The 26,889-nt window shown below is 52.2% G+C and carries 22 protein-coding genes and 1 pseudogene; 9 read left to right on the forward strand and 14 right to left on the reverse strand.

Annotated features, from left to right (window positions below; all coding sequences use genetic code 11):
- Positions 1–110: 110 nt before the first annotated feature.
- Positions 111–776 carry a GntR family transcriptional regulator gene (locus tag EVX52_RS04265; protein WP_129951369.1) on the forward strand — a complete coding sequence of 222 codons (666 nt, stop codon included), beginning with the start codon at positions 111–113 and terminating at the stop codon, positions 774–776.
- Between the two features lie 65 nt (positions 777–841).
- Here EVX52_RS04265 and EVX52_RS04270 read toward each other — a convergent pair whose 3' ends face one another.
- A complete protein-coding gene (locus tag EVX52_RS04270; RefSeq protein WP_129951368.1) occupies positions 842–2,353 on the reverse strand; it encodes an anion permease in 1,512 nt (503 codons plus the stop codon).
- Positions 2,354–2,959: 606 nt separating this feature from the next.
- On the opposite strand from EVX52_RS04270, the gene EVX52_RS04275 reads away from it, so the two are divergent.
- Positions 2,960–5,737 (forward strand): flavocytochrome c, encoded by a 2,778-nt coding sequence (locus EVX52_RS04275; protein ID WP_129951367.1) that lies wholly within the window; start codon positions 2,960–2,962, stop codon positions 5,735–5,737.
- 69 nt (positions 5,738–5,806) lie between these two features.
- Here EVX52_RS04275 and EVX52_RS04280 read toward each other — a convergent pair whose 3' ends face one another.
- Positions 5,807–6,694, reverse strand: a complete 888-nt coding sequence (locus EVX52_RS04280) for a LysR family transcriptional regulator (RefSeq protein ID WP_129990675.1) — start codon at positions 6,692–6,694, stop codon at positions 5,807–5,809.
- Positions 6,695–6,799: 105 nt separating this feature from the next.
- Here EVX52_RS04280 and EVX52_RS04285 point away from each other — a divergent pair, with 105 nt between their 5' ends.
- A complete protein-coding gene (locus tag EVX52_RS04285; protein ID WP_129990676.1) occupies positions 6,800–7,444 on the forward strand; it encodes an NADPH-dependent F420 reductase in 645 nt (214 codons plus the stop codon).
- Between the two features lie 71 nt (positions 7,445–7,515).
- Here EVX52_RS04285 and EVX52_RS04290 read toward each other — a convergent pair whose 3' ends face one another.
- The 7 genes and pseudogenes from EVX52_RS04290 to EVX52_RS04320 all read right to left on the reverse strand — a co-directional run bounded on the left by EVX52_RS04290 (position 7,516) and on the right by EVX52_RS04320 (position 12,732).
- A complete protein-coding gene (locus EVX52_RS04290; RefSeq protein WP_129990677.1) occupies positions 7,516–8,193 on the reverse strand; it encodes a DUF1989 domain-containing protein in 678 nt (225 codons plus the stop codon).
- Positions 8,194–8,206: 13 nt separating this feature from the next.
- Entirely contained in the window at positions 8,207–8,872 is a 666-nt protein-coding gene (locus tag EVX52_RS04295; protein ID WP_129990678.1) for an amino acid ABC transporter permease, read from the reverse strand.
- Positions 8,872–9,525 carry an amino acid ABC transporter permease gene (locus EVX52_RS04300; protein ID WP_129990679.1) on the reverse strand — a complete coding sequence of 218 codons (654 nt, stop codon included), beginning with the start codon at positions 9,523–9,525 and terminating at the stop codon, positions 8,872–8,874. The genes EVX52_RS04295 and EVX52_RS04300 overlap by 1 nt, the downstream gene beginning before the upstream one ends.
- 3 nt (positions 9,526–9,528) lie before the next feature.
- Positions 9,529–10,176 (reverse strand): urea carboxylase-associated family protein, encoded by a 648-nt coding sequence (locus EVX52_RS04305; protein WP_129990680.1) that lies wholly within the window; start codon positions 10,174–10,176, stop codon positions 9,529–9,531.
- Positions 10,163–10,790 (reverse strand): annotated as a pseudogene (locus EVX52_RS04310) (DUF1989 domain-containing protein); the annotation flags it as partial. The pseudogene EVX52_RS04310 and the gene EVX52_RS04305, both read right to left, overlap by 14 nt.
- A gap of 3 nt (positions 10,791–10,793) precedes the next feature.
- Positions 10,794–11,630 (reverse strand): transporter substrate-binding domain-containing protein, encoded by an 837-nt coding sequence (locus tag EVX52_RS04315; RefSeq protein ID WP_129990682.1) that lies wholly within the window; start codon positions 11,628–11,630, stop codon positions 10,794–10,796.
- A 250-nt stretch (positions 11,631–11,880) separates the two neighbouring features.
- Complete coding sequence (locus EVX52_RS04320) at positions 11,881–12,732, reverse strand: MurR/RpiR family transcriptional regulator (RefSeq protein WP_129990683.1); 852 nt, start codon at positions 12,730–12,732, stop codon at positions 11,881–11,883.
- Between the two features lie 139 nt (positions 12,733–12,871).
- On the opposite strand from EVX52_RS04320, the gene EVX52_RS04325 reads away from it, so the two are divergent.
- Complete coding sequence (locus EVX52_RS04325; protein WP_129990684.1) at positions 12,872–13,840, forward strand: bifunctional helix-turn-helix transcriptional regulator/GNAT family N-acetyltransferase; 969 nt, start codon at positions 12,872–12,874, stop codon at positions 13,838–13,840.
- On the opposite strand, the gene EVX52_RS04330 is transcribed toward EVX52_RS04325, so the two are convergent.
- Both EVX52_RS04330 and EVX52_RS04335 read right to left on the reverse strand, forming a co-directional pair.
- Positions 13,837–15,369: a bifunctional diguanylate cyclase/phosphodiesterase gene (locus tag EVX52_RS04330; RefSeq protein WP_129990685.1), complete on the reverse strand. Its 1,533-nt coding sequence runs from the start codon at positions 15,367–15,369 to the stop codon at positions 13,837–13,839. The genes EVX52_RS04325 and EVX52_RS04330 overlap by 4 nt on opposite strands.
- A 222-nt stretch (positions 15,370–15,591) precedes the next feature.
- The gene (locus EVX52_RS04335; RefSeq protein ID WP_129990686.1) at positions 15,592–16,230 is read right to left on the reverse strand and encodes a nitroreductase family protein; all 639 of its coding nucleotides are present in this window, start codon (positions 16,228–16,230) and stop codon (positions 15,592–15,594) included.
- 384 nt (positions 16,231–16,614) lie between these two features.
- Between EVX52_RS04335 and EVX52_RS04340 the strand changes: the two genes are divergently transcribed.
- From EVX52_RS04340 to EVX52_RS04355, 3 genes are all read left to right on the forward strand, one after another.
- Positions 16,615–17,313: a response regulator gene (locus EVX52_RS04340; RefSeq protein ID WP_129951356.1), complete on the forward strand. Its 699-nt coding sequence runs from the start codon at positions 16,615–16,617 to the stop codon at positions 17,311–17,313.
- Positions 17,310–18,491 (forward strand): cell wall metabolism sensor histidine kinase WalK, encoded by a 1,182-nt coding sequence (locus EVX52_RS04345; RefSeq protein WP_129951355.1) that lies wholly within the window; start codon positions 17,310–17,312, stop codon positions 18,489–18,491. The genes EVX52_RS04340 and EVX52_RS04345 overlap by 4 nt, the downstream gene beginning before the upstream one ends.
- 120 nt (positions 18,492–18,611) lie before the next feature.
- On the forward strand, positions 18,612–19,934 hold the full coding sequence (locus tag EVX52_RS04355; RefSeq protein WP_129990688.1) for an IS4-like element IS1271 family transposase: 1,323 nt from the start codon (positions 18,612–18,614) through the stop codon (positions 19,932–19,934).
- Between the two features lie 52 nt (positions 19,935–19,986).
- Here the strand turns inward: EVX52_RS04355 and EVX52_RS04360 are convergent, their stop codons facing one another.
- The 3 genes from EVX52_RS04360 to ychF all read right to left on the reverse strand — a co-directional run bounded on the left by EVX52_RS04360 (position 19,987) and on the right by ychF (position 24,014).
- Positions 19,987–22,194: a TonB-dependent siderophore receptor gene (locus EVX52_RS04360; protein WP_129990689.1), complete on the reverse strand. Its 2,208-nt coding sequence runs from the start codon at positions 22,192–22,194 to the stop codon at positions 19,987–19,989.
- 189 nt (positions 22,195–22,383) lie between these two features.
- Positions 22,384–22,731: an HNH nuclease YajD gene (gene yajD / locus EVX52_RS04365; protein ID WP_129951353.1), complete on the reverse strand. Its 348-nt coding sequence runs from the start codon at positions 22,729–22,731 to the stop codon at positions 22,384–22,386.
- 191 nt (positions 22,732–22,922) lie between these two features.
- Positions 22,923–24,014 (reverse strand): redox-regulated ATPase YchF, encoded by a 1,092-nt coding sequence (gene ychF / locus EVX52_RS04370; protein WP_129951352.1) that lies wholly within the window; start codon positions 24,012–24,014, stop codon positions 22,923–22,925.
- A 218-nt stretch (positions 24,015–24,232) separates the two neighbouring features.
- On the opposite strand from ychF, the gene EVX52_RS04375 reads away from it, so the two are divergent.
- Both EVX52_RS04375 and EVX52_RS04380 read left to right on the forward strand, forming a co-directional pair.
- Positions 24,233–25,714: a SulP family inorganic anion transporter gene (locus EVX52_RS04375; RefSeq protein WP_129990690.1), complete on the forward strand. Its 1,482-nt coding sequence runs from the start codon at positions 24,233–24,235 to the stop codon at positions 25,712–25,714.
- Positions 25,715–25,993: 279 nt separating this feature from the next.
- On the forward strand, positions 25,994–26,638 hold the full coding sequence (locus EVX52_RS04380) for a hypothetical protein (RefSeq protein WP_129951350.1): 645 nt from the start codon (positions 25,994–25,996) through the stop codon (positions 26,636–26,638).
- Positions 26,639–26,889 lie beyond the last annotated feature (251 nt).

Here is a 26,889-nt window from a genome sequence, read left to right on the forward strand (position 1 = left end):
GTCAATATTCAATTCTTCAATACATGATATATCCTATATAATGTATTTTTTGCAAGCTACGGATTAAACCGCAAAAGAAAAGCCATTATTTTGCTAAAGGAAAACGTCACATGTTTGAGATGGAAAAAGCGCAGCGTGTCAGCCTGACCATGCAGGTGGAAGCCAAACTGAAAGGGGCATTAATCGTCGGCGTACTCAAACCAGGCGCGCGGCTGGTGACCAAAGAAATCGCTGAAAAACTGGGTACCAGCGTGACGCCGGTGCGCGAAGCGTTGCTGCGTTTAGTATCGGCCGGTGCGCTTGATGCCACACCGGCACAGGCCTTTCTGGTGCCTAAAATTGCACCTGCGCGCTATCAGGAAATTACGCTTATACGTAAAAACCTTGAAGGTCTGGCGGTGTCGCAAGCTTGCGGGCAGATCACTGCGGAACAGATTGCCTTACTGAAAACCCTGAATGCCCGATTTATGGCAGCGAAAGTGGAAAATAACGTGGAGGGTGCTTTAGAGGCGAACCGGGAGTTTCGCTTTACGCTGTATGACATGGCCGCGATGCCCACGCTGACCGCGCTGATTGAGCAACTGTGGGTGCAGATTGGCCCTTGCTTTAACTATCTTTATCCCCAGTCGCCGCATATGGCGCAGGGGCAGCACAATTACGATCAGTTGTTACTGGCGCTGGAAGCCGGTGATGATAAACGCTGCGTGAAGCTTATCCACAAATCGATTGATGACGGCGCGGCCATCCTGAGTAAGCATTATTTTCTACAGGAATGACAGATGGTTGCGGTGATGCAAAAAGGGTTGCCAGACTGCGGGAGGCAGTCTGGCGGGGGCACGTATCAGAACATCATGACCATCCACGGGTAGGCAATCAGCATCATGCTACCGAGGAAAATCGCACCAAAAATGGTACCGAGACGCCAGTAATCTTTGGTCGGCAGATAGCCACTGCCGTAATAAATCGGGCTGGGGCCGGTGCCGTACGGGGTGATGATCCCCATCACACCCAGCGAGGTCACCATCATCAGGCAGTAAACCGGCATGTTTATGCCCGGTATGGCCGCCGCGATTGTCAGCATAGCCGGTAACAGAGCGGTGGTGTGTGCCGTGGTACTGGCGAACAGGTAATGCAGCAGGAAGAATGCAATCAGCAGCATAACAGCGGCGACCTGCGGGTCGAAACCGTTAAGCAACTGGCCGCCTTCTTTACCCAGCCAGGCGATAAAACCGACACGGGCCAGGCCATCCGCCAGCGCCACCAGAGTGGCAAACCACGCAAAGGTATTCCAGGCCGGTTTGTTACTGGTGATGTCGTTCCAGTTCAGCACGCCGGTCCATAGCATCAGCACCACGACCAGCAGTGCAGCCAGCGCGGGTTCAATCCACGCCGCAGCGAAAATCCACATCAGCAGCGCAGAACACACGAAGATCAGCAGCAGGATCTCGTTGCGCGACAGCTTACCCAGTTTCTCCAGCTCACTTTTCGCCCAGCGCGGCACCTCATCATTAATTTTCACTTCCGGCGGATAGAACCAATAGGCCAGCAGTGGCATGGTCAGGATCAGCAGTACGCCCAGGGGCAGGAAGGCCAGGAACCACATCCCCCAGGAAATAGTAAAGCCGGTGATGCTTTTGACTAACGCCAGCGCCAGCAGGTTCGGGGCCAGCGCCGACAGGAACATCGAACTGGTGATACATGCCGCGGTAATCGCTACCCACATCAGATAAGAGCCGATTTTACGCGCACTCGGGTCATTCGGTTTGGAGCCATATAAGGGTGGCAGGTTGGCAATGATCGGGTAAATGGTCCCGCCGCTGCGTGCGGTGTTGGATGGCGTGAAAGGTGCAAGCAGCAGATCCGCAAAGGTAATGGCGTAACCTAACGTCAGGCTGCGGCGGCCGAGATATTTCACCAGGATCAGCGCCAGACGGCGGCCAAACTGCGTTTTGTCATACCCGGCGGCGAACATAAACGCGCCAAAGATAAGCCAGACCGTCGAGTTGCCGAAGCCGCTCACCGCCCATTTGAATGCCTCGGCGGGCATCTTAAATTTTGGATTAGCGATTTCGGCCGGGCTGAATAACAGCCACTGGCTGAACAGGGCGATTACCACCACACCGGTCAGGCCGATCACGGCGCCAGGCAAGGGTTCAAAAATCAGGCCGACTATGACGCCGACAAAGATAGCGAAGAAATGCCACGCATAGGGTTCAAGCCCGGCAGGGACCGGGGTCAGCAGTAAAAGCACCGCCACCAGCACCGGCAGGAACAGCATAATCAGACGTTTTGTGAGTACCCCGGAGGCCGGATCGGCTGTGCCGGGATCATTCAATGTGGATGTGGGTTTCATAAATTTTGTCTGCCCGTAATTGAGAGTGAGCGTTACGCCACGGTTATCTGAGAGGGTGTTCTGATTCAGAAAACCATTAATTATTCTTTCGATCTGAAATGCGTTAAGCGGTACGTAATGATGGTGGATCCTTTGTGACGAAATTAAGACGTTACTATTATTCTGAGGTAAATGTTCTCAGGCAAAATGGCGTAATGCATTCATTCAGCAACCCATGACATTACAGAAATTGTGGTTAATTTTTTTTGACGTTAATCCGTTTAAATGACTGTAGAGTAAATTTGAGTAAACGCCAGTTTTGCGGTCAACGTACTGATTTTCAAGGTGGAGTTTTTTATGTTATTCTAAAGTTGATTTTTGTCAACTCATCATTAACAATTGATGATGGTATCGGTTTTCATGCCGGTTAAATAAACAACTCCTGCTTAAACAACGTTTATAACGCTAATTTTATCGTCTGATATAAATACATTAGCCCACAGATTTCTGTATTCATCACCTGCTCCGGGTTGCTTAATTAAATGGTAGTTTTTATTTACGGTAAGCAAGGATAAGCAATGCGGCCACGAAAAAATTCAAGACTTACACATTTCGGAGTTGATCATAATGAATAAGCTGACACCGGTACTTAATCCGCTCACGCTTCCTAACGGTGCGGTACTGAAAAACCGTCTGCTGATGGCCCCCATGACGACCTGTACCGGCTTTTATGACGGTACCGTGACCAGTGAACTGGTGGAATACTACCGCGACCGTGCCGGTAGTATCGGTACAATCATCGTCGAATGCTGCTTCATTGACCGTATGGGGCCGGCGTTCCCGGGCGCGATCGCTATCGACAGCGACAACAAAATTTCCGGTCTGAAGAAAATTGCTGATGCCATTAAATCTAAAGGTTCAAAAGCGATTCTGCAGATTTATCACGGCGGCAGAATGGTGGAGCCGGAACTGATCGGCGGCCGTACGCCAGTGGCACCAAGCGCCATTGCTGCGCCGCGTGAAGGTGCGACCCGGCCGAAAGAGCTGACCGGCGAAGAAGTGGACACGCTGATCACCAAGTTTGGTGATGCCGTGAACCGTGCCATTAAAGCCGGTTTCGATGGCGTGGAAATCCATGGCGCAAACACCTACCTGATCCAGCAGTTTTACTCGCCGAACTCCAACCAGCGCACTGATAAATGGGGCGGTGACCGCGACAAACGCGCACGTTTCCCGCTGGAAGTCCTCGAGATCACCCACAAAATGGCGGAACGCCTGGCGGATGCGTCTTTTATTATCGGCTACCGCTTCTCGCCGGAAGAACTGGAAGTCCCCGGTATCCGTTTTGACGATACAATGTATCTGCTGGAAAAACTCGCCGCCCGCGGGCTGGACTACGTACACTTCTCAGTCGGGCAGTTGTTGCGTCCTTCCATTGTCGATACCCAGGATCCGACGCCACTCATCACTAAATACCGTGCCATGCGATCTGAAACCCTCGCCAAAGTGCCGGTGATTGGCGTCGGCGGGGTGATCAATAAAGCTGATGCCGAAAAGGGGCTGGAATACGGCTTTGATCTGATCGCCGTCGGGAAAGCCTGTATTGCTTATCCGGACTGGGCTGACCGTATTATCAATAACGATCATCTCGAGCTGTTTATCGACAGCCATAAACGCGAAGAACTGAACATCCCTGAGCCGCTGTGGCGCTTCTCGCTGGTTGATGCCATGATCCGCGACACCAGCGTCACCGGCCGTAAATACAAAGCCGGGGTTTATCAGGAAAAAGTCGAAGCTGAAGCGCTGAAGCTGAAGATCAGCGTTACGCTCGATACTGACCGTATTACTGATATTGCACTGGTCAAAGATGACTCGCTGGACGTCGATTTCACCACCACGTTTGAAAGCCTGCGAACCCGTATGCTGGTCGCCAACAGTCCGCATGTCGATGCCATTACCGGCGCGACCACCCAGAGTGAGGCGCTGAAAAAAGCGGTCTCACGTGCGCTGGCGACGTCCAGTAAAGAACATGTTATTGAAGAGGGCGGTAACCCGCAGGCGCCGCAAAACTATGATGTTGTGGTGGTGGGCAGCGGTGGCGCAGGGTTGGCTGCGGCGATTCAGGCACATGACGAAGGCGCGCATGTGGTGATTATCGAAAAAATGCCGACCATCGGCGGCAATACCATCAAAGCTTCAGTGGGTATGAACGCCGCAGAAACCCGTTTCCAGAAACTGAAAGGCATCGAAGACAGCAAAGAGCTGTTTTATGACGAAACGCTGAAGGGCGGCAAATTCAAAAACAATCCGGTGCTGCTGAGAGAGTTTGTGGAACTGGCCCCGGAAGCGGTTGAATGGCTGGCGGCGAAAGAGATCGAACTGAACGATATCACCATCACCGGCGGGATGAGCATCGACCGCACGCATCGTCCGGCGGATCGTTCAGCAGTCGGCGGCTTCCTGATCAGCGGTCTGGTGAAAAACATCAACAAGCGCGATATCGAAGTGCTGCTCGAAACCACCGTCGCCGAAATTCTGTCTGAAAATGGCGTGGTGACCGGCGTTAAAGTGGTGGATGAATACAATGACAGCCGCATTCTGAATGCCAAAAGCGTGATTGTCGCCACCGGAGGATTCAGTGCCAACCGCGAGATGGTGGTGAAATATCGCCCTGAACTGGATGGTTTCGTGACCACGAACCATGCAGGTGCAACCGGCAGCGGGATTGCCTTGCTGCAGAAACTGGGCGCAGATACCGTTGACATGGGCGAAATACAGATCCACCCGACGGTAGAGCAGACGACTTCTTATCTGATTTCAGAGGCGATCCGTGGCGGGGGTGCGATCCTGATCAGTCAGGCCGGGAAGCGTTTCTATAATGAAATGGAAACCCGCGACAAAGTATCTGCCGGGATTATCGCGTTACCGGAAAAAAGTGCATGGGTGATCTTCGACGAACAGGTGCGGGCGGGTAACAAAGCGGCCGACGAGTATATCGCCAAAGGCTTTGTGATCAGCGCGCCTACGCCGGAAGAACTGGCGGTGAAGCTGAATATGGATCCGCACACGCTGTCGGAAACGTTGTTGCGCTACAACCTGTTTGTCGTGGAGAAAAAAGACGAAGACTTTGGCCGCACGACTGCGCTGCGTCACCCGCTTAATCAGGGCCCGTTCTTTGCCATCCGCATCGCACCGGGTGTGCATCACACCATGGGTGGCGTGACCATTAACCCTGATACCGCCGTGCTTAATGTGCAGAAACAGGCGATCACCGGTGCCTGGGCCGCAGGCGAAGTGGTCGGTGGTATCCACGGTGCGAACCGCATCGGTGGTAATGCTGTCGCCGATATTATTATCTTCGGCATTCTGGCCGGTAAAAATGCGGCGGCGCTGGCGAAACGGTAACCTTCTCACTGTTCACCGCGTCAAAGTGAAAATCCACGCACAAGCGTGGATTTTTTTTGGCCGGGGGGGTCAGCCAAATGCTTGTTTTACCGCCTGAATAAAACTGCGGATCTTCACGGTTTGCCGTAAACCGGCAGGTGTCAGTACATGCATTGGTCGCGAAGGGCCTTCGTAGCCGGGTAAAACCTGTATCAGCCGTCCTGCATTTATTTCTTCCTTCAGCACATCTTCCGGCCCCAGTGTCACGCCATATCCGCTGACAGCGGCGTGCAGCAGCGCGCGCCAGTCGTTCGAGCGCAAACGGCCCTCTGGGTGAATTTCCTGCATTTTTCCTTCTTTATAAAATTGCCAGCGGCAGGGGGCCTGTGGCGACCAGATACCGTAAACCAGACATGAATGGTTGGCCAGTTCTGCAGGCGTTTCCGGCACCCCATTTTGGGCAAGATAGTCCGGAGACGCACAGGCAATCAGCCGGTACGGTCGCAGCGGATAAGCAATCATCTGGCTGTCAGTGAGTTCACCAATTCGCAGGATCACCTCATAACCTTCTTCAACCGGATCGACCAGACGGTCGCTCAGGGTCAGCTCTATTTGTGTCTCCGGATATTGTGCAAGATAGTGCGTGATGAAAGGCGTCAGCGAGGATGTGCCGAAGGTAACCGGAGCGTTAACGCGCAAAGTGCCTGAAGGCGTGATTTTCATCTCAAGGGCGATGGCATCCGCCGCGTCGGCTTCTGAAAGCACGATTTTACAGCGCTCATAATAACTGCGTCCGATATCCGTAAGATGTTGACGCCGCGTCGTGCGGTTGATCAGTGGCGTCCCCAGTCGCGATTCGAGACGGGCAATATGCTTCGCGACCATTTGCGGGGAAATACGTAATGCCTCAGCTGCGGCCGCGAAAGAACCGAGATCGGCCGTTCTGACGAATACATTCATGCTGGTTAAACGATCCACGATTCCCTCTTATATGTTGTTTGTGTGTGTCGATAGCGACGATTTATCAATATTGAGTAGGGAATTATTCTTAACCTATCGACAACAAAATGAAAGGTAAAAATCATGAAAATAGGCATTATCGGGGCAGGTTTTGTGGGCCGGGCAGTGGCGAAACTGGCGATAAAAGCCGGACATCAGGTCATGCTCAGTAATTCGCGGGGGCCTCAGACGTTATTCAGCCTCAGACCGATGATCGGGTGTGAAATCGGTACGGCCACAGAAGCGGCTGCTTTTGGCGATATCGTGGTGATTGCTGTGCCACTGACGGCTATCGGGCAATTGCCGGTCGCGGAAATCGCCGGAAAACGGGTCATCGATGCTGTGAATTATTATCCCGAACGTGACGGTCAGGTGGCAGAACTGGACAATCAGACCACGACCACCAGCGAATATCTTGCAGGCTTCCTGCCACAGTCAAAAATCACCAAAGCGTTCAATGCGATTCAGATGACGGATCTTGAAAAAGACGGCTTACCTGCCGGAAACCCGCAACGCCGGGCATTGCCTGTCGCCGGCGATGATGCGGAAACGAAAAAAACGGTCATTGCGTTATACGACGCATTTGGTTTTGACGCCGTTGATGTCGGCGCACTTTCCGAAGGCTGGCGCTTCCAGCGCGGCATGCCGTCCTATTGTGTGCGGATGACCGAAAGTGAATTAAAGGCTGCGCTGGAAGGCGCAGTCAGGCCGGAACCGGCAGGAAGATAAAGGGGATTTTGCTCCTCCCCCTGCGCAGGGGAGGATCTGACCGGGCTATCAGCCCGTTTCTTTGCGCCGCCTTAAACCCCTTCAGGTACCCAGGCCCCCTGCAACTGTACCTGCGGGAAACCTGAGGTCAGAATGCGTAACTCCGCATCTCGCGGGGTGTTATCACCCTGGCCCTGAATGCTGACGATGTCCTGCGGGCAGGCGGAGAAGGCGACGTAGCAGTCCATTTCGGCGCGCAGGATAATGTAGTCGCCAGGGCGCGTGACCACGGGCAGGGTTTTCAGGGTACGGCCGTCCGGTTGTACCTGAATGTTCATGAAGATGTTGAACGAGGCCAGATTGCCGTGCGGCAGTGTTACGCCCAGTTCCGCCATGCCTTCAAACAGGTTGTCGTGGCAGTTGCGGTGCGGTTCGGTGCAGCCGAGTAACTCGTAACGACGCGCATCGCAGGCGGCCATAAAAGTGTCATGCACGCCGGGTGAGGTGTCGGCGACCAGCGTCAGAATCGGGTGGCGCTGGCTGGTGATAAAGCTGTCACCCACCTGTGGATTCAGCCTCTGATTCCACACGCGCGTGGCTTCCATACACATATATTCACTGACGTCTTCGGCGTTATACGCCCAGCAATCCACCACTTGTGTGCCGTACAAATTCACGACCTGCACGGCTTCGCCTTTCGCCAGACGCACGGCTTTACCGTGGCGGGCGGGGATCAACCGGATGTCACGATGCTCAAATTCAACCGACATTTTTTTCTCCTGGTTAATGTTGCATGCCACGACGATAGCGCGTCATGCGAAATTCAATATGGCGCGCCAGCCAGTCAATCAAACTGTTCAGCATCCAGTAACACAGCGCGACCGTGAGATAAATCTCCAGCGGCGCGTAAGTCTCAGAAATCGCCTGTCTGGCGGCGTACATAAACTCCTGCACTGACACAATCGACAGCAGGGCGGAGTCTTTAATCAGGCCGATCATCAGCCCGACCAGCGGTGACAGCATCTGCGGCAGCGTTTGCGGTAACACCACATCGCGCAACTGTTCCGTACGGCTCAGCCCTAACACACGACAGGCTTCCCACTGGCCGCGGGGCAACATCTCAATCGCCGAGCGTACAACCTGCGCAATATACGGCGCGTAATACAATGTCAGCGCCAGCACACCGACCTGCGGTGAGGTAAAAGTGATGTCGTATTCCGGCAGCACGAAATAGAGCAGATAAATAACGATCAGCAGCGGAAGCGCCAGCGTCAGGCTGGTGTAAAGATGCAGTAACCGTTGCCAGAATGGCGGGGCACGCATCAGTGCGACGGCCATGAGTGTGCCCCAGAGAAGGGAACAGATGGCCGCCAGGGCACACAGGCCGAGGGTCGACAACATGCCATCGCCCAGCGACGGCAATGACATGAGAATTGCCTGCCAGTCCATTACGCCATCCTCCGTTTTGTTTCAAGATGTCGTACTACGCTGATGAGCGGCAGTGCGATCAGCAAATATCCGGCTGATACCAGTAACAGTACCTGCGTGGCGTCGTAGGTACGGGCGATCACGATTTGTCCGGCATAGGTCAGTTCGGTCAGCGCCACAACGGACGCCAGCGGCGTAGTTTTCAGTAAAATCGTAAACTCGTTCACCAGCATCGGCAGGCTGGCGCGGATCACCTGCGGATTGATCACATACCACCATGTCAGCCAGCGGTTCAGCCCCAGCGTGCGCGCCGCTTCACGTTGTCCACGGGTCACCAGACTCTGATTGACCCGCAAGATTTCCGCGACGTACGCGCCGCTGTTCAGGCCAATCGCCAGCACGGCCGCCAGCATTGGCTGACCACCGAGGCCGAGACGCGGCAGGGTAAAGAACACCACAAAGAGCTGCACGATAGCCGGTGTGCCACGCATCAGGCTGACATACAACCGCCCGGTGACGCGCCATAGCCTGGCATTGCGCAACTGGATAAAGCAGATGATTTGCCCACACAACAGACTCAGCAGCGCCGCCAGGACGGTAAGTGTCAGCGTCATCAGCAGGCCATGGCCTAATTCGGGAAGTGCTGCAATCACCTGGTTATCCAGCCCCAACATGCGTTATTCCTCGTCAAATGCTGACAGATTTTCCGCGACCGAAAGCTTCAGCGGCGCGGGTTTATCATTGCCTTCAATACCGGTGCAGCAGGCGGAAACGATAAATAGCGTGTCGGCCACCACGCGACAGGTAATGCTGTCGCCCGGCTGTGTGCGGTTGGTTTCCGGCAAAATATCACCTTCGCGTGTCAGCCGGACGTGCATGAACAGATTGATGGGATCCGGCAGTTTCGGCACGTTCATGTCCAGACGTGCCAGTTCACTTTTTACCGATTCAATGCAGCCATCCCCCTGATAACCACGCTCAGTCAGCCATGCGGTGGTCGAACCCGGCAGCAGCAGGTCATGGCGTTTTACGCTGTCTTTGCCCAGCACCATCACCGGACGACGGCGGTTATTCACCAGACGCATCCCGGAACCCAACAGATAGCTGTTGCTGAATACGCGGGTGTGATGAACCGACAGCCAGACGGCAGGGTCGCTCAGGCTGAAGCCAAACAGTGAGGCCACCGCGCCTTCGCCCGCTGCCGTGATGCGTAACAGTTGCCCGCGTAGCACGCGAATGGAGCCCGTCTCACCGGCTTTGATATCTACCGGCCTGGCCAGCGGACGGACTTCGCTTTCGGCCCAGCCTTGACGCATTAACAGCATGCTGAATTTCCCCCGTGGTAATGATTGCTGACCTGAATATCAATCGGCGTGACCTGTAAACCGTTGCCGGGAATGATGTCCTGCGGGCAGGACGACACCGCGCAAATCAGGTCACACAGGGCTTCAAAGACAATACAGTCACCGGCTTTACTGTTCGGATCCGTGACTTCCATGCGGCCATCGGCGGTGACCGGCCCGTTCTGGAACAGGTTGAACGGTTCCGGCAGGCTGAAATAGGTCACGCCGTGTGCCTTCATGCCTTCAAGCAGGTTATCGACGCAGTTGCGATGGCCTTCAACGCCGAAATCAATACTGAAACGCGTGCGGTCACAGGCCGGAACATTGGCATCATGAATACCAATGGTGTCGGCGACGATGCGCAACATCGGGCGGTTTTCACTTGACCACAGCGCCTCACCGGGTTTGAAGAGCAGCGAACGAAGATGCTGACGCGTATGCACCGGCGACAGTTTTTCATTCAGGTCGGCGGCATTCACGGCCACAAAATCGGCGGCCTGCTGCCCCTGGGCATCAGTGACGGTAATAAATTGCCCTTTGTTCACGGTAAAGGTTTTGCCATGACCGGCGGGCACCGTCAGCAGGGATTGGCACATAACTTACTCCTGAGGAATGAAATCGCTGGCGGGTACGGTAAAGGTGGTGCCGAGATACTGTTTTTGCAGCGTGGTGAGTTCGCCGTCTTTCTGCATCGCCAAAATATGATTGCTGATGGCTTTGTTCAGGCTGGTGTCGTCTTTACGTGTTGCCCACGCCATCCACTGCGACGGACCGGCTTCGCCAACCTGAGCGACTTTGTTCGGGTATTTTTTAACGATCGGCGCGAGCACCGAAATGTCGTCAAACACGAAATTGGCGCGTTTAGTCATCAGCGTGCTGACGGTCTGATCCAGCGTATCCACGCTGATGATGGTGATCGGCTTTTTGCCTTCTTTGGTCAGCGTTTCGTTAAAGCCCTTCAGCAATTGTTCCGGCACGCTGGCGCTTTTCACAGCTCCGCTCAGGCCAGACAACTGTTCCGGCGACAACGTTTTGCCGCTGAATTTTTTCACATCTTCCGCGCGCACCAGCACACCATTGACAGTTTTGCTGTAAGGCACCGTGAACAGTACTTTTTTGGCGCGTTCGGCGGTGACGTTAAGGGAAGAACCTTCGGCATTGAATGAGCCGGAGATCAGGCCGGGCAGGATGCCACTGAACGCAGTTTTCTGAAACTCCAGTTTCACGCCGAGGTCTTTGGCGAAAGATTGCATGATCGCCACGCTGTAGCCGGTGATCTCGCCTTTATCGTTGGTGAACTCATAAGGCGGGAAGGTCGGGTCGATGCCGACGGTGATTTTACCGCTGCTTTTGATGTCTGACAGCGTGTCAGCGTGTGCGGTGCCGGCCGCGCCAGCAGTGATTAAAGCAGCGATCAGCAGTGCTATTTTTCTCATTATGGTGATTCCCTGGTGTGGGTGAAATGTCACTGACCACAGAGCAGTTTCCATGCCACTTTTTTAAACAGTCGCCGCCTGAATATGATGGGAAACATTTTTTTCTTCGATAATCAATGAGAAACAAACGTTTCTTATTATAATATTTTTATTTCTCTGGTTTCATTGGCGGGAATGAAAAAGCAGCGGAAAGATCCGCCGCTGCACTGATTTGGGGATAAGTGTTCAACCGTTGCGCCAGTGCGGCGCATTACTCCAGTTCTTCGAGGCTCTGGTGCAGGGTTTCGATGGTGGCGAGATGGTAGCTGCCGGTTTTACCCATGCTACGGGCGACCAGTGAACAGAGCAGGTTACAGACGCCGGAGAGCGCCACGGTACTGTCGAAAATCAGATTAACGTCGGTATGGCAGCGCAAGACCCAGTTGGCATATTTCGCCGGTTTACCGGCCAACACATCGGAGATATACAGCATCGGCACCTGCATGTCAGCCAGGGCACTCATGGCGGTTTCCAGTACAGGCATACGGCGACGCAGCCCGACGCAGATCACCACATCTTGCGGGCCGAGCGCTGCCAGATGTTCTGCCAGCGAATCACCGGCGCGCGGCAGCAGGCGGACGTCGGGGTGAACGTGGATCAGGTCGCGGTAAATCAGCATGGCGATGGTCTGACTGTGACGCCAGCCCATCACCACCACACGCTTCGCTTTGGCAATGGCCTTCACGCAGGCTTCCATCTGGTCATCTTCCAGTGAACGGAACGTGTTCACCAGGCTGGAAACCTCTTTTTCCAGATGATTTTGTATCAGCGTGCCGAGAGGCGAAGCGCTGGGTGCGGCCTGAAGATACAGAGGCGAGCCGCTGTTTTGCATTTCACGCGCCTGACGGCGGGCAGCATCGTAGCTTTCATAACCGATGTGGCGAAAGAATCGTGTGGCGGTCGCTTTGGATACGCCCGCGCTCTGCGCCAGTTCAGTCGCGGTATTCATCGCCAGCTGGCCCGGCGCTGCTAACAGGACATCGGCTAAACGTTGTTCATGCAACGAAAGCTGATCCCATTGCTGCCGGATACGGCTTTCCAGCGATGCCGTTTTTACGCTCATGAATGATCCCCGGAAAGAAAAAATCCATCCTGCACATAACGTGCCGGATTGTCATGCACAATCTGTATCGCGATCTTGACAGTGCACAGAGGTTGATGGTTGTATGATACAACTATCAACCAGAAGCCCGGGTAAACTCATGCCAGACCACGCCTTAATCGAAGAAATCCGTTCCTCCTCGCGCCTTATGGTACGCGAACTGGGTTTTATGAACGCCACACTGGCAGCCACGGAATATTCACCTTCTGCCGTACACAGCCTGGTGGAAATTGAAAATCAGGGCGCGATGACCGCCGCACAGCTGGTGCAGATCCTCGGGCTGGAAAAATCCAGCGTCAGCCGCATGCTTGCCCGCTTGCTGGCTGCGGGTGAACTGCAGGAAGTACCGGTGGAAAATGATGCCAGGGTGAAACAGCTGACACTCACGGAAAAGGGCATACAGACGGTCGGGCGGATTAATGAATACGGCGCCATGCGCGTGATCAAGGCGCTGGAAAATCTGGATGCTACGCAGCAGCAAGCCGTCGCCAACGGCCTGACGGCGTATGCCCGCGCCCTTGAACGCTGTCGCGACGCGGACAATGCTGCACCCCAACAAACCATTGAAATCGTCACGGGATATCAGCCGGGCATGATTGGCCGGATTGTGGAAATGCATGGCACGTATTACGCCAATAATTACAACTTCGGGCATTTCTTTGAGGGAAAGGTTGCCAGCGGACTGGCCGAGTTCTGCGGGCGTCTGCATGAACCCTGCAACCGGGTCTGGCTGGCGATCAGCAATGGTCGGGTGATAGGTTCAGTGGCTATAGACGGTCAGGATCTGGGAAATAACGAAGCCCACCTGCGCTGGTTTATTCTTGATAACCGCTGCCGGGAAGCGGGCATGGGCAGAAAACTGCTCAGTGAAGCGATAGCGTTTTGCGACGGGCGCGGATTCGACGCTGTTCAGCTCTGGACCTTCAGTGGTCTTAATGCTGCGCGACGTCTGTATGAATCGTTTGGTTTCGAACTGATGAAAGAATGGCAGGGCGACCAGTGGGGCATGACGATGACCGAACAACAGTTCACCCGCCGGTCACCGCGTCATGCCGGTGTGACCTTTTAGGCTTCTGTTAAAGGTGATTTTATTGATTGATGAATATGGGCTACAGGGGCCGGTTTTCCGAGGAAATACCCCTGACCAATATCACATCCGAGTTCCTGTAAAATAACAAGCTGACTTTCATATTCAATGCCTTCAGCAACAACTTTCACGTTGAGTGCATGGGCAAGGGAGAGAATCGAACAAACAATTTTATTCTGTTTCTCATTCGTCTGGAATGTATCAATAAAACTCTTATCAATTTTTAAGGTATCAAAAGGGAAGTTGCAGAGCTGGGAAAGGCTTGAATATCCTGTGCCAAAATCATCGAGAGCAATTTTAACGCCTGCGTCACGGAGTCTTTTAAGGGTATGCCTGGCAAGGTGTTTATCGCTAAACAACGCACTTTCCGTGACTTCAACTTCCAGACGCTCCGGCGGAAAACCCACATCGTCAAGAATATCTATGATTCTTGATTTAAGATCCTTGTTACATAAAAGTAAAGGTGAAAGATTAAAGGACAACAGTTTGTCAGATGGCCATTTTAGCGCATCAAGGCAAGCCTCCCGTAAGAGATATTCTGTCAGTTCCGCTATTGCCCCCGTGTCTTCAGCAAGAGCAATGAACCTGGAGGGTGGGATGAATTTTCCCTCCGAGATTTCCCATCGGGCAAGGGCTTCAAAACCTATAGTTTTTTCTGATTTCAGATCCACTAAGGGTTGGTAATAACTGACAAAAACTTTGTTTTGCAACGCTGATTTAAAATCACGTTCCAGTTGTGCCATGGATAACAGAGAATCTTCCATGCCCGCAGCGAATGCTCTGATCTGCTCTCTGCCGGCTTTTTTAGCAACGTGCATGGCACAATCGGACTGCTGAATGACCTTTTTAAGATCGGACGAATCTTCCGGAAATCGTGAAATACCCATATTGGCAGAAATATTGAATGTAATTCCGTCCAGATTAACAGGTGAACATAAGGTGCGCATAACCCGCCCGGACAGCAATGTCAGATTGGTATTATCAATATTAGCTTTCAGAACAAGGAAACTATCTGCTGTGAGTTTATAAACGCAACCCGGAAAAATATTCACCAGTCTCTCTGCCACGATCTTAAATATTCCATTATGATAGTCATGGCCGAAAATATCATTAATATCCTTCAGTCTGTTTATTTCTATAGTGAATACACCGAAGCTGTTTTTGTTTTCATTATTATATTGGGCAATGGCAGAGGTTAATGTGATTGTATTGGGTAATCCCGTCACGGGATCATGACATTCAACCCAATGAAAATTCTGTTCGGCCTCCATTCGACGGGTCACTTCCTTCTCCATGGCCTTTATTCTCATAAAGGAAAAAATCAGGCCAAGAAAACCAGTCACATTGAGTGCGATGAAAATTTCATCTAAATTGTAGGTTTCATATGAAGTAAAGAAAGAATAAAGAATTTCATTCATATTAAAATACAAAGAAATTAAATAAATTACTATGAATAACCCGATCCAAAAATACAACTCGACTTTTACCTTATTGCGAAGCTTTCTTAACATATATAACCTCACAATAAGTCACAAAGTCAGTGAAAATAATTTATCTGCATGTGTTATCGGCATTTTTATGCAGATATTTAGCCCGGATACGGTTTTTTTAATAAGGGATCTGTTTATTGCGGATTTTTGTGGTGTTGATCACTGTGGACAAGAGGGGGTCAGTAAAGCACGCAGACTTTTAGGGGGCAAGGCCACCGGTCGGACAGGGCCGGTGGCCTGATATTATTTGATTTCGGTCACGAAGTTTTCACGGCTGCGGCGAACTTTCTTCAGGTTCACCAGCCAGTCACCTTCATGGGCGCGATAGCCCAGCGGCAGGATCACGACACTGCGCAGGTTTTTGTCTTTCAGGCCGAGGATTTCATCCACGGCAATAGGATCAAACCCTTCCATCGGCGTCGCATCAACTTCTTCAAACGCGGCGGCAATCAACGCGGCGCCTAAACCAATGTAGGCCTGACGCGCGGCGGCCTGATAATTGGCTTCGGTACCGCGTTCAGCAACGATAGCCAAGAGCTTCTGGCGGTAGCTTTCCCAGCCTTCGTTTTTAAAACCACGGACTTCATTGGTCAGGTCAAACATCATGTTCACGCGTTCAGGTGTGATGTCATCCCATGCTGCGAATACCAGCAGGTGAGAACAGTCAGTAACCTGTGCCTGATCCCAGGAAACGGTGCGGATTTTTGCACGAATATCAGGATTGGTGATCACTAACAGTTCGAAGGGTTGCAGGCCGCTTGAGGTCGGTGCCAGACGCACGGCCTCAATAATATTTTCAATCTTTTCGGCCGGTACCGTTTTGGTCGCATCAAACTTCTTGGTTGCGTAACGCCAGGCCAGTTTTTCGTTTAAGGTCGTCATCTTTTTTTCCTGAAGGATAAATTTGGAAGCGGGGCGTTGCCTGTGACAATTATCCCCGAAATAGCCGCCCGATAATCGCATGAACCGGATCCGGGGTTTTATGCTTTTGAGCCCTCAGAAAGCGCGTGGCCCGCGAAATTTGCAGGGTTTTGCCTGCGGATCGGGTGACAGTAACGATCACCCGCCGGAGGCCGAACCGGGAGGCAATACAGGAAACACTGAAACAGGTAATGTGCAGTATTAGTTTTCTGGATATCATTATAATCCCTCATCACCCAAACGTATGTTTCGTAGCGGATTGCAGCCGCGTCTGAAACCTGAAGTAAGAAGAGGCAGTGCAGTAAACTGCCGGGAATTTATGATGAAACAGTCAAGGCGACCACGATGCAGACAAAGCGGATCCTGATTATTGAAGATGATGCCGATGCGGCAGATGTTCTCGATGCTTATTTAAAACGTGAAGGGTATGACGTGCAAATTGCCGGTGACGGCCTTTCCGGGCTGGAGCACGCGCTGCGCTGGAAGCCGGATCTCATTCTGCTGGATGTCATGCTGCCGGGAATGCGTGGCACCGATGTTCTGGCATCGCTGCGGCGTGAAAGCAGCACGCCGGTGATCATGGTGACAGCGATGGGCGACATGCCCGATAAAATTGGCGCGCTGCGTTTCGGTGCGGATGATTATGTGGTCAAACCTTATAATCCGGGGGAAGTGGTGGCCCGGGTGCAGGCAGTGCTGCGCCGTGTTGCAGCAGAGGAAAACAGCACCCCCGCCGTGTTGCGCTGGCAGGGACTCGACGTGGATGTCGAGGCGCTGACGGCGGCGGTTCGCTCAACCTCGGGCGAATCGCATTATCTTGATTTAACACCAACAGAATTTGGCGTTCTGAGCACACTGATGCGGGCACCGACACGACCGTTCTCACGTCAGTACTTACTGGAACATTGTCTGCCGGAAAGCGAGGCGCTGGAAAGGGTGGTTGATACGCATGTCTATAACCTGCGCAAAAAACTCGAGTCCGCAGGTATCGTTAACGTATTAGTCAACGTGCGTGGCGTCGGTTACCGGTTCAGACAACCATGAATCCGTCAAATTATCAGTCCTTGTGGCGCTGGATTTGTGTGCGGGTCCTGACGCTGGCCATCGGCAGTGTGGTCGTGATCGCGTTGTGCATGTGGCTGCGTTTTGCCATTCAGAATCTCTGGGTATTGCACCATATGTCTCCCGCGCTCAGGGCAGAATTCTACCTGCTGCGGGACAATCCGGATCTTAACCTCACGCGCTTTCATGAGATTGTCGATCAGGGCTGGGGGGCGCGGTACTCCGATCCTTCCATCGCTTCGGCCGACTGGCTTATGGTTGGCATCCTGGTATTAGTGGTGACGCCGTTTATCGCTATTTTGGGATTAAAAGCCGCGCGTCCGCTTTCGTCGCAATTTAGCCGTCTGGCGCAGGTGGCGCGTGCGGTCACGCAGGGGGATTTCAATACGCGGGCTGAGCCGGTGAAAAATGCCCCGGCGGAGCTGATACAGTTCACCGATGATTTTAACGCCATGATGCTGCAACTTTCACGCTATGAGCGGGAGTTGCGGGCCTCCCATGTGGCGATGGCGCATGAACTGCGATCGCCGCTCACGGCGGCGGTCGGGCGTTTACAGGGCATGCTGGACGGTGTGTTCCGCCCGGAGCCGCAGCAGTTGCAGATGGTGATGACACAGCTTTTGCATCTGAACCGTCTGATCGACGAACTGCATTTGCTGTCGCTGGCGGATGCCGGTCAGCTGAACCTCAGTAAGACAGAGCTGGATCTGGCAGAACTGCTGCGCGAGCGGATTACATGGCTGAAACCTCAGTCGGCGAAAGCCGGTTTTGATATCACCCTGACGCCGGGTGCCCCGTGCCGTTATATCGGTGATCCGTTCCGGCTCGGGCAGGTATTTACCATTCTGATGGAGAATGCATTGCGTTATGCGCTGGAAGGACAGCGTCTGGACATCGCGATCGCCCCCCGCAATGGCGGTTATGAGATAACGTTTCAGGATAAGGGGCCGGGTGTGGATGACAGTTTTCTGCCTGTTATGTTTGAACGCTTCAGCCGGGCAGAATCTTCTCGTGCAAGGCATTCCGGGGGTAGCGGATTAGGTTTATCCATCGCCCGTGCGATTTGTGAAGCTCATAGCGGGCAGATCCGTGCAGCGAAGAAAACGCAGGGCGGGCTGAAGATCACGGTCATCTTACCGCCGCCGGAAAACAGCCAATAAAAACTCCGCACTGCAAAAAATAAGGGATGCTGTGTGCATAATGCCGATCGTTTAAGGATCAGTTGACCGATCCGGTGGCTCGTGTAAAAAGGGTTCATGCTCATCATGGACCCTTTTTAAATGGAACTTTCACACGCTCTCGGTATTATCAATCTCACTGCCCCCGATGAAGTTCAAAGCCTCGCTGACCTCCTGTCTCCTGACCTCATTCAGCAAGCTTTTTCTCTCACTGACACCGTCACCCTACGCAAGCGTAAACTCCCCCTCGAGTCCATGGTCTGGCTGGTTATCGGTATGGCCATATTCAACAATAAGCCTATGAGTCATATCGTTAATCTGATGGATATTGTTGACCGAACCGGACGCTCATTCACCGCACCCAGCTCCGTTATTGCCCGCAGAAAAACGTTAGGTGAAGATGCCATCCGGGTTCTGTTTGATATCACTCAGCAACACTGGCATGCAGAGGCAAAACATCCTCTCTGGCACGGACTGACACTCAATGCCGTCGATGGCGTAGTCTGGCATACGCAGGACACGCCTGAAAATGCAGAGGCCTTCGGTAAGGCTTCGAACCAGCACGGCGAACGCGGATATCCTCAGGTCCGCATGGTCTGCCTGATGGAACTGAGCAGTCACCTGTTGCGGGCCAGTGTGATGGACAGTTACGACGTGAACGAGATGCGCCTGGCGGCACAGCTCGCAGACAGCGCGCCGGATAACAGTATTACGCTGTTCGATAAGGTTTTTTACTCTTTAGGCCTGCTACATGACTGGCATAATGCGGGCGAAAATCGCCACTGGCTGACGCCGCTGAAAAAGAACACGCAGTACGAGGTGGTGTGTAAGCTCGGCAAACAGGATGAGCTGATACGGCTGAAAACGTCACCGCAGGCCAGAAAACAGTGGGAAGGACTGCCGGAAGAAATGACCGTGCGGCTTATCCGCCGGAAGGTCAATGGCGTTGAACGGCAGGTTCTGACGTCAATGACGGATGCGATGCGTTATCCGGCCGCCAGCGTGGCGGAGCTTTATAAGCATCGCTGGGAAATCGAGTTAGGATACCGGGAGACGAAGCAGTTTTTACTGGGGAACCGGTGGGCGCTGAGAAGCAAACTGCCGGAAATGGTGAGGCAGGAACTGTGGGGTATCCTGCTGAGTTATAACCTAATTCGTTACCAGATGATCAAGATGGCGTTCAGCCTGAAGGGAGATTATCTGCCTTATCAGCTGAGTTTTAGCGGTGCAGTGTCGGAGATATTACGGTTATTAATCGGGCTGCCGTGGGCATCAGCGGGAGCCATCCCGGGTCATCTGAAGCATTTTTACAGCAACGCAGCGATGCTCAAACTGCCCTCGAGGCGTGAGCGTGAATATGCGAGGGAAGTGAGAGAAAAAAGGTCGAAATATCCCTTAAAAAACAATGCCGGTCACCTTAAGTGACCGGCATTATGCTGTGTGCATCCCTTTTTTATATCGGTTTTTTACATCAGGATCAGAAGTCGTACGTCATTGAGACTTTGAGCGAACGCGGTTCTCCCTGATAGATATAGGTTCCGGTGCTGTCGATATTTGACCAGTATTTTTCGTTGGTCACGTTATCAACACCCGCACGCCAGACCATATCATTTTGGTTAATTTTGGTCCGGTAGCGCACGCCAAGATCCAGAACGGTATAAGCGTCAATTTTCTTCGTGTTGGCGGAGTCTGCCCACTGGGAGCCGGAATGATTCACCAGCGCGGTGGCCGTCAGGCCGTCAACCGGTTTAATGTCATATTCCGCCCCCAGAACCAGGTTGTAACGCGGCACGCCAATCGCATCTTTACCGTTGTAGGTATTGTCTTCTGTTTTGGTCATTTCCGGATCAATCCAGGTGGCGCTGCCGTTCAGACGCAGGCCCAGCACCGGCTCGCCAAAGACGTTCAGTTCTGCACCCCGGTTACGTTGCTCACCGTCCATGCCGTAGAAATCCTGACTGTTGAGGATGCCTGAAGGTTTTTTGATTTCAAATAACGCAAACGAACCGCCAACACGCCCGAAGTCCGCTTTTACACCCACTTCGTTTTGTTTTGAATGCGCAATGCCGGTGGTTGTACCGTAGTTTTTCGCTGTGTCCGGTGCCACATCACCGGGTTGTAAAGATTCGGTGTGGTTGGCGTACAGGGAAATAACCTGCCACGGTTTGTACACAACGCCGTACGTCGGCATCCAGCGGCTGTCGCTGTAACGTGATGACACGTCTTCAGCGCCGGTCGCATTCTTGTAATTACGTACGATCACTTTCTGATGACGGGCACCGACGGTGAACAGTACGGTGTCATCCAGAATGCCCAGCGTGTCGGCTAACAGATAGCCCTGAGTCCGGTTACGCCCGGTGGTCAGCGGGTCGTCATAATGACCGCCAGACAGATTAGGTGTCGGGTTCGGGACATTCGTGGTGTGATAAATATTGGTGTTTTCGGCATTGGCACCGTAGGCCATACGCCACGCGGTATTATTGCGTGAAGTCAGGGCGGAATAACCGAAATTGACCTTGTGGGTAATAAATGCGGTATCGAAATTGCCGCGAATGCCTGCCATTCCGCTGAAGTTATTGATGATGCGGTTGGTATCCAGACGGCCTATTGTTGCCGTTCCGTCAGCCTCTTTCAGCGCAGGGGAGGCATAGTCACCGGTTTCATGCGAATGTTGTGCACCCACGCCGCCATACACTGTCCAGTTATCGGTCACATCATATTCCGCTTTGGCCATACCAAATTCGGACTCAATATTGCTGTATATCCAGTCCTGACTGTAATTGTGACTGTTGGATGGCACTTTCGGGATGAAATCCACACCACTGATATTTACGCCAAGACGGGCGTCGTGGAAGGTTTTCTTTTGATAGCCCATATCCACCGAGGTACGAAGTCGATCACCGCGATAATCAAGGCCCAGCGAGGCTGCGGTGGTGCGTTTTTTCTCACCATCAATACCGGTTTCACCTTCGCGGTTAACGGCATTGAGACGGACACCGAACTGATTGTCATCACCAAAACGACGGCCCAGATCCAGCGTGCCGCCGACCTGCGAGGAAGAGGTATAATCCACACCCACGCGGGTCAGCGGCGCGTCATCCGCATGTTTTGGCTCAAGGTTAATCATGCCGCCAACGCCGCTTGTCGCCGCGCCGTTCAGTAATCCGTTCGCACCCTTGAAGATTTCCACCCGGTCAATTAATGACGTATCAATTACCTGACGGGGAACCACGCCGGGTAATCCGCCATACGTCATGTCATCACCATCGAGTTCGAAGCCACGGATACGGTAGGTTTCCGCGAAGTTGCCATACCCCTGAACGTTCTGAACACCGGCATCATTGCGCACGACGTCAGCAATGGTTCTGGCTTGCTGATCCTGCATCAATTTTGAGGTGAAGCCGATGATGTTAAACGGCACATCCATCGCATTCTGTTCGCCAAGCATACCAAGACGGCCACCATGTGCCACCTGGCCGTCCAGATAGGCCGGAACCAGCTGATTACCGCCGGGCCGGAATTCATTATCCGGCGTACTGACGATGGTCATCGTATCGCCCGCCGCAGCTGTTGAACCGGTCGCCGGAGCAGGGGCTGTGGCCGCGAGTGCAGGCGTGCAGCTGACGCTGACAAACAGGGCCAGCAGGGTCGGTGTAAACCCCGCAGGTGAAATTTTTTCGCGCATAGTGTAACCCTAATGTAAAAAGGACTGAGAATCATTATTATTTGAATTTGCGATTATGCGTATGGCGCTTTGGGATGCAAGAAAAATCTCAGGGGCAAATGTTTTCGGGAGAGCGGGCGGAGACAGCATAAAAAAATCCACGGCAGGGCGTGGATTTTAAGCGAATGCGCAGGGTTACGGCATCGGATTCTATTTTTTCTTATTAAGCATCGATTTCAAATCGGCAAAGGGATTGTAGGTGGCTTCGCCAACATCTTTTTGTGCATCTTCTCCTGCCACAACGGTTGTGCCGTACTGGTCAGCCTCAGTGTATTTTGAATGTTCGTGGTCATGGCAATACAGACATAACAACTCCCAGTTACTGCCATCTTCCGGATTATTGGTATGATCATGGTCGATATGGTGAACCGTTAATTCACGCAGGTTTGAGTAAACAAACTCCCGCGAACAGCGCCCGCATACCCACGGATAGATTTTCAGCGCTTTCTCGCGATATCCGCTTTCCAGACGCTGGTAGTTTTTTGGGATCAGTGCCATTGAAATGTTATCCGTTACAAAAAGATAATTTTACGTTTGTGCCGCTAATATATCCCGTAATGCGGCAGAAGGAGAAATGAAAGAAGGCCCGGACAGCCACTTTTAAGCAGACCTTTGCGATAAAAAGAAAAATCCACGCCATGACGTGGATTTTCGCAGAGGTTTCAGAACAATATGCGCTGAGTTTGGAATCAGACGTTAAACAGGAAGTTCATCACGTCGCCATCTTTAACGATGTAGTCTTTGCCTTCTGAACGCATTTTGCCCGCTTCTTTCGCGCCTTGCTCACCTTTGTAGGTGATGAAATCGTCGAATGCGATGGTTTGTGCGCGGATAAAGCCTTTCTCAAAATCAGTGTGGATTTTACCTGCAGCTTGCGGCGCCGTTGCGCCAACAGGGATGGTCCATGCACGGACTTCTTTCACGCCGGCGGTGAAGTAAGTTTGCAGATTCAGCAGCTCATAACCGGCGCGGATCACGCGGTTCAGGCCCGGTTCTTCCAGACCCAGCTCAGCCATAAATTCTTCACGGTCAGCATCGTCGAGTTCAGCGATGTCCGATTCAACCGCAGCACAAACAGCAACGACGACTGAGCCTTCCGCTTCTGCAATTTTGCGCACAACGTCGAGGTAAGGATTGTTCTCGAAACCGTCTTCATTAACGTTCGCGATGTACATGGTGGGTTTCAGTGTCAGGAAGCTCAGGTAGCGGATGGCCGCTTTGTCTTCCTCAGTCAGAGCCAGCGCGCGCAGCATGCCGGCGTTTTCCAGCTGTGGCAGGCATTTTTCCAGTGCGGCCAGTTCTGCTTTCGCGTCTTTGTCGCCGCCTTTGGCGCGTTTCTGCACACGATGAATCGCACGTTCGCAGGTATCAAGGTCAGATAACGCCAGTTCGGTATTGATGACATCAATGTCATCAGCCGGATCCACTTTATTGTTAACGTGAATAATATTGTCGTTCTCGAAGCAGCGCACCACGTGGCCGATCGCTTCGGTTTCACGGATGTTGGTCAGGAACTGGTTACCCAGACCTTCGCCTTTAGAGGCACCTTTTACCAGGCCCGCGATGTCCACAAATTCCATGGTAGTAGGCAGGATACGCTGGGGTTTTACAATTTCTGCCAACTGGTCGAGACGCGGATCGGGCATAGGTACCACACCGGTATTCGGTTCGATGGTGCAGAACGGGAAGTTTGCCGCTTCGATACCCGCTTTGGTCAGCGCATTGAACAGCGTAGATTTACCGACGTTCGGCAGGCCGACGATACCGCATTTGAATCCCATGTTTTTCTCACCTTAATATCTTAATTATCAAACGATTAAATATAACCGCACGATGTAATGACCACAATTCCCCACATTATACACGAGAACCACATTTATCTCGATCCGCTTGTGGCCGTCCCTGATATCAGCACACAGGATAAACCTTGCCTCGTCTGGTTCATTTTTAGATACTTGTCACAATTTTTTAACTGATCGGGAAATGTACCGGATGTTCTATGTTTAGTCCGCGTAGTCTGAAGTTGTCTGAAGTGAAGAATGAAACGCTGGCCGGATTCGTGGTGGCGGTATCAATGATCCCTGAGGCGGTCGGCTTTTCACTGGTTGCCGGGTTGTCACCGATTGTCGGTCTGCATACGGCGTTTATTATCGGGCTGGTAACGGCACTGTTTGGCGGTAAACCGGGCATGGTTTCGGGCGCGGCGGGTTCCATTGTAGTTGTGCTGATGAGTCTGGCGGCGCAACACGGTATGGGATACGTGTTGTGGGCGACCATTTTTGCCGGGATGATCCAGATACTGATTGGGGTTTTCCGCCTCGGAAAATTTATCCGGCTGGTGCCGTTGCCTGCGGTTCACGGCTTCGTGAACGGTCTGGCGATTGTCATTATGCTGGCTCAGTTGCACATGATTGCCGGGCAGGGGCCACTGATGTACGGGCTGGTGCTACTGGCGATACTGGTGGTGGTGCTGTTCCCGAAACTGACCAAAATCATTCCCGCTTCGCTGGCGGCGCTGATCATCGTTTCTGCCGTCGCGATCGGTTTTAACCTGCATACCTTGCGGGTGGGTGATCTGGCGGATATCTCAGGAGCATTGCCGCATTTCAGCCTGCCGGTTGCACCGTTCAATGTGGAGATGCTGAAAGTCGTGCTGCCCTATGCCGTCGTGATCGCGCTGGTCGGCCTGATTGAATCGCTGCTGACCATGACAGTGCTGGATGAAATGGGGAATCAGAAGGGCAACGGTAACCGCGAGAGTATCGCCCAGGGCGCGGGCAATGCCATTTGCGGGTTGTTCGGTTGCTTCGCCGGTTGTGCGATGATTGGGCAATCGATCATTAATTTTACCTCCGGCGGTCGCGGGCGGATTTCAGGTACGGTGGGGGCCATCCTACTGATTCTGTTTGTGGTCAGTCTCTCCGGTTATATTGGTCTGCTGCCCGTCGCGGCGCTGGCCGGGATTATGCTGGTTGTCTGCTACAACACTTTTGAGTGGAGTTCGCTGCGGCGTCTTCGCCGTATGCCGAAAGCCGACGTGCTGGTAATGCTGATTGTCACGGTCATCACGATTTTCACCGATCTTGCTGTGGCGGTTATCAGCGGCGTCATTATCTCAGCGCTGGTTTTTGCCTGGCAACAGGCGCGTATCCGTATTCGTGAGCACAAAACCAAAGGCGATCTGACGGTGTATAAACTAGACGGGCCGCTGTTCTTCGGTTCTGCGGCGACATTTGCTGAACTGTTTAATCCTGAAAACGATCCGCAAAATGTGGTGCTGGATTTTGCCGGTACGCGGGTCATGGATTCCAGTGGGGTAGAGGCGATTGATAAGCTGACTGCGCGTTATCTTGAAGCCGGTAAAACCATCCGCCTGCGCCATCTGAGTCATGACTGCATCAGTCTGCTTAAGAAAGCCGGGCCTTTCTGCTCTCATGAACTCGACGATCCGCAATATTATGTTGCGGAAGATAATTTGTAACGAATAGGTTAAATGTAATTTATTTTCCATCTTTGTGGATCTGACAGATAACTGAATTTGAAATTATAAATTCAGTTATCTATTTTATTTTTACACTTTACTATAATCATCTCATTTTCCGAACGGTATACTCTGAATCATATTTAATAGTTATTAATCACTGATTGTTATATAAAAAGCGTATGGTTTTCATATCCTGGTCATTCAGCGGGGTGGTGAATAGCTTTCGCTGTTAACAGATTAAACTCGTTTAAATGGAAGGGAAGTTAAGGATGATCTATGTATAGATTAATAAGTAATATTATGCCAGCTTATGTTCGGTATGCGGATAAGATTGGAACTAAAGGCGCGTGTATGGGAATGGTGCTGACATGGCTTGGCGATGTTTTAAAAAGCCCCATGGGTCAGAGTGCTGAAAAATGCTTACAAAAGTCTGTTTTCCCGAAAGATGTTGATGAGGCAGCACTGCAAGTCTTATTTGAGCGTTCAACAAGAAAACAGACGCATTATATGGACAGAATTCGTGCCTACGTATTATCAGGTGGTAAAGAGTCCCATTTGAAATTCTTAGCCGCTTACAAGGACAAAAAACAACGAATAAATGAAATTAAACGCAATGTCCCGGGGTTATACTACAGAGAATACCCACTTACTTATTACAGGGATATTAAAGGGCTGGATGTTGAGAATGCATACTCATCTACGAAACAAGGGGTGATCATATCTGTTGATCTTCTCAGGGAAAATCAGAACCTTCATGTTACCGCTGCTATAAGAATGAGTGAGATTCTGACTTATTTTCTTGATCCTAATTATGGGTTATATCGCATAGATGGCAGAGATCCTAATAAAGAAATAGAGGCAATACTTTACAACCTATACGGTCGTTTTTATTTCTCCGGGCAGATTGTCGTTAGTCAGTAATGCAGAGATTAACGGAGCCTCCGGTGAAGATCTGTGGGTGTCATTCCCTGGCCTCGCAGATGTCAAACCGCTGACAGCGGGCAGGCCTGCCTGTCCGCATACTTTTAAGATAAACGCTTACAATTCGTGGCAAAAAAACGGCCAAATTCATATCGCTGAAAATTCTGTAATGTTATACCGTTACGACCGGTCAATTTCGCATTAACAGGTTTCAGGCCTGTTCTGCGGTTTTTTTTCCTTTGCCGGAGCGG

Origin of the sequence: Rahnella sp. CFA14(1/10) (assembly GCF_004195095.1) — a bacterium.
Lineage (GTDB): Bacteria > Pseudomonadota > Gammaproteobacteria > Enterobacterales > Enterobacteriaceae > Rahnella > Rahnella perminowiae.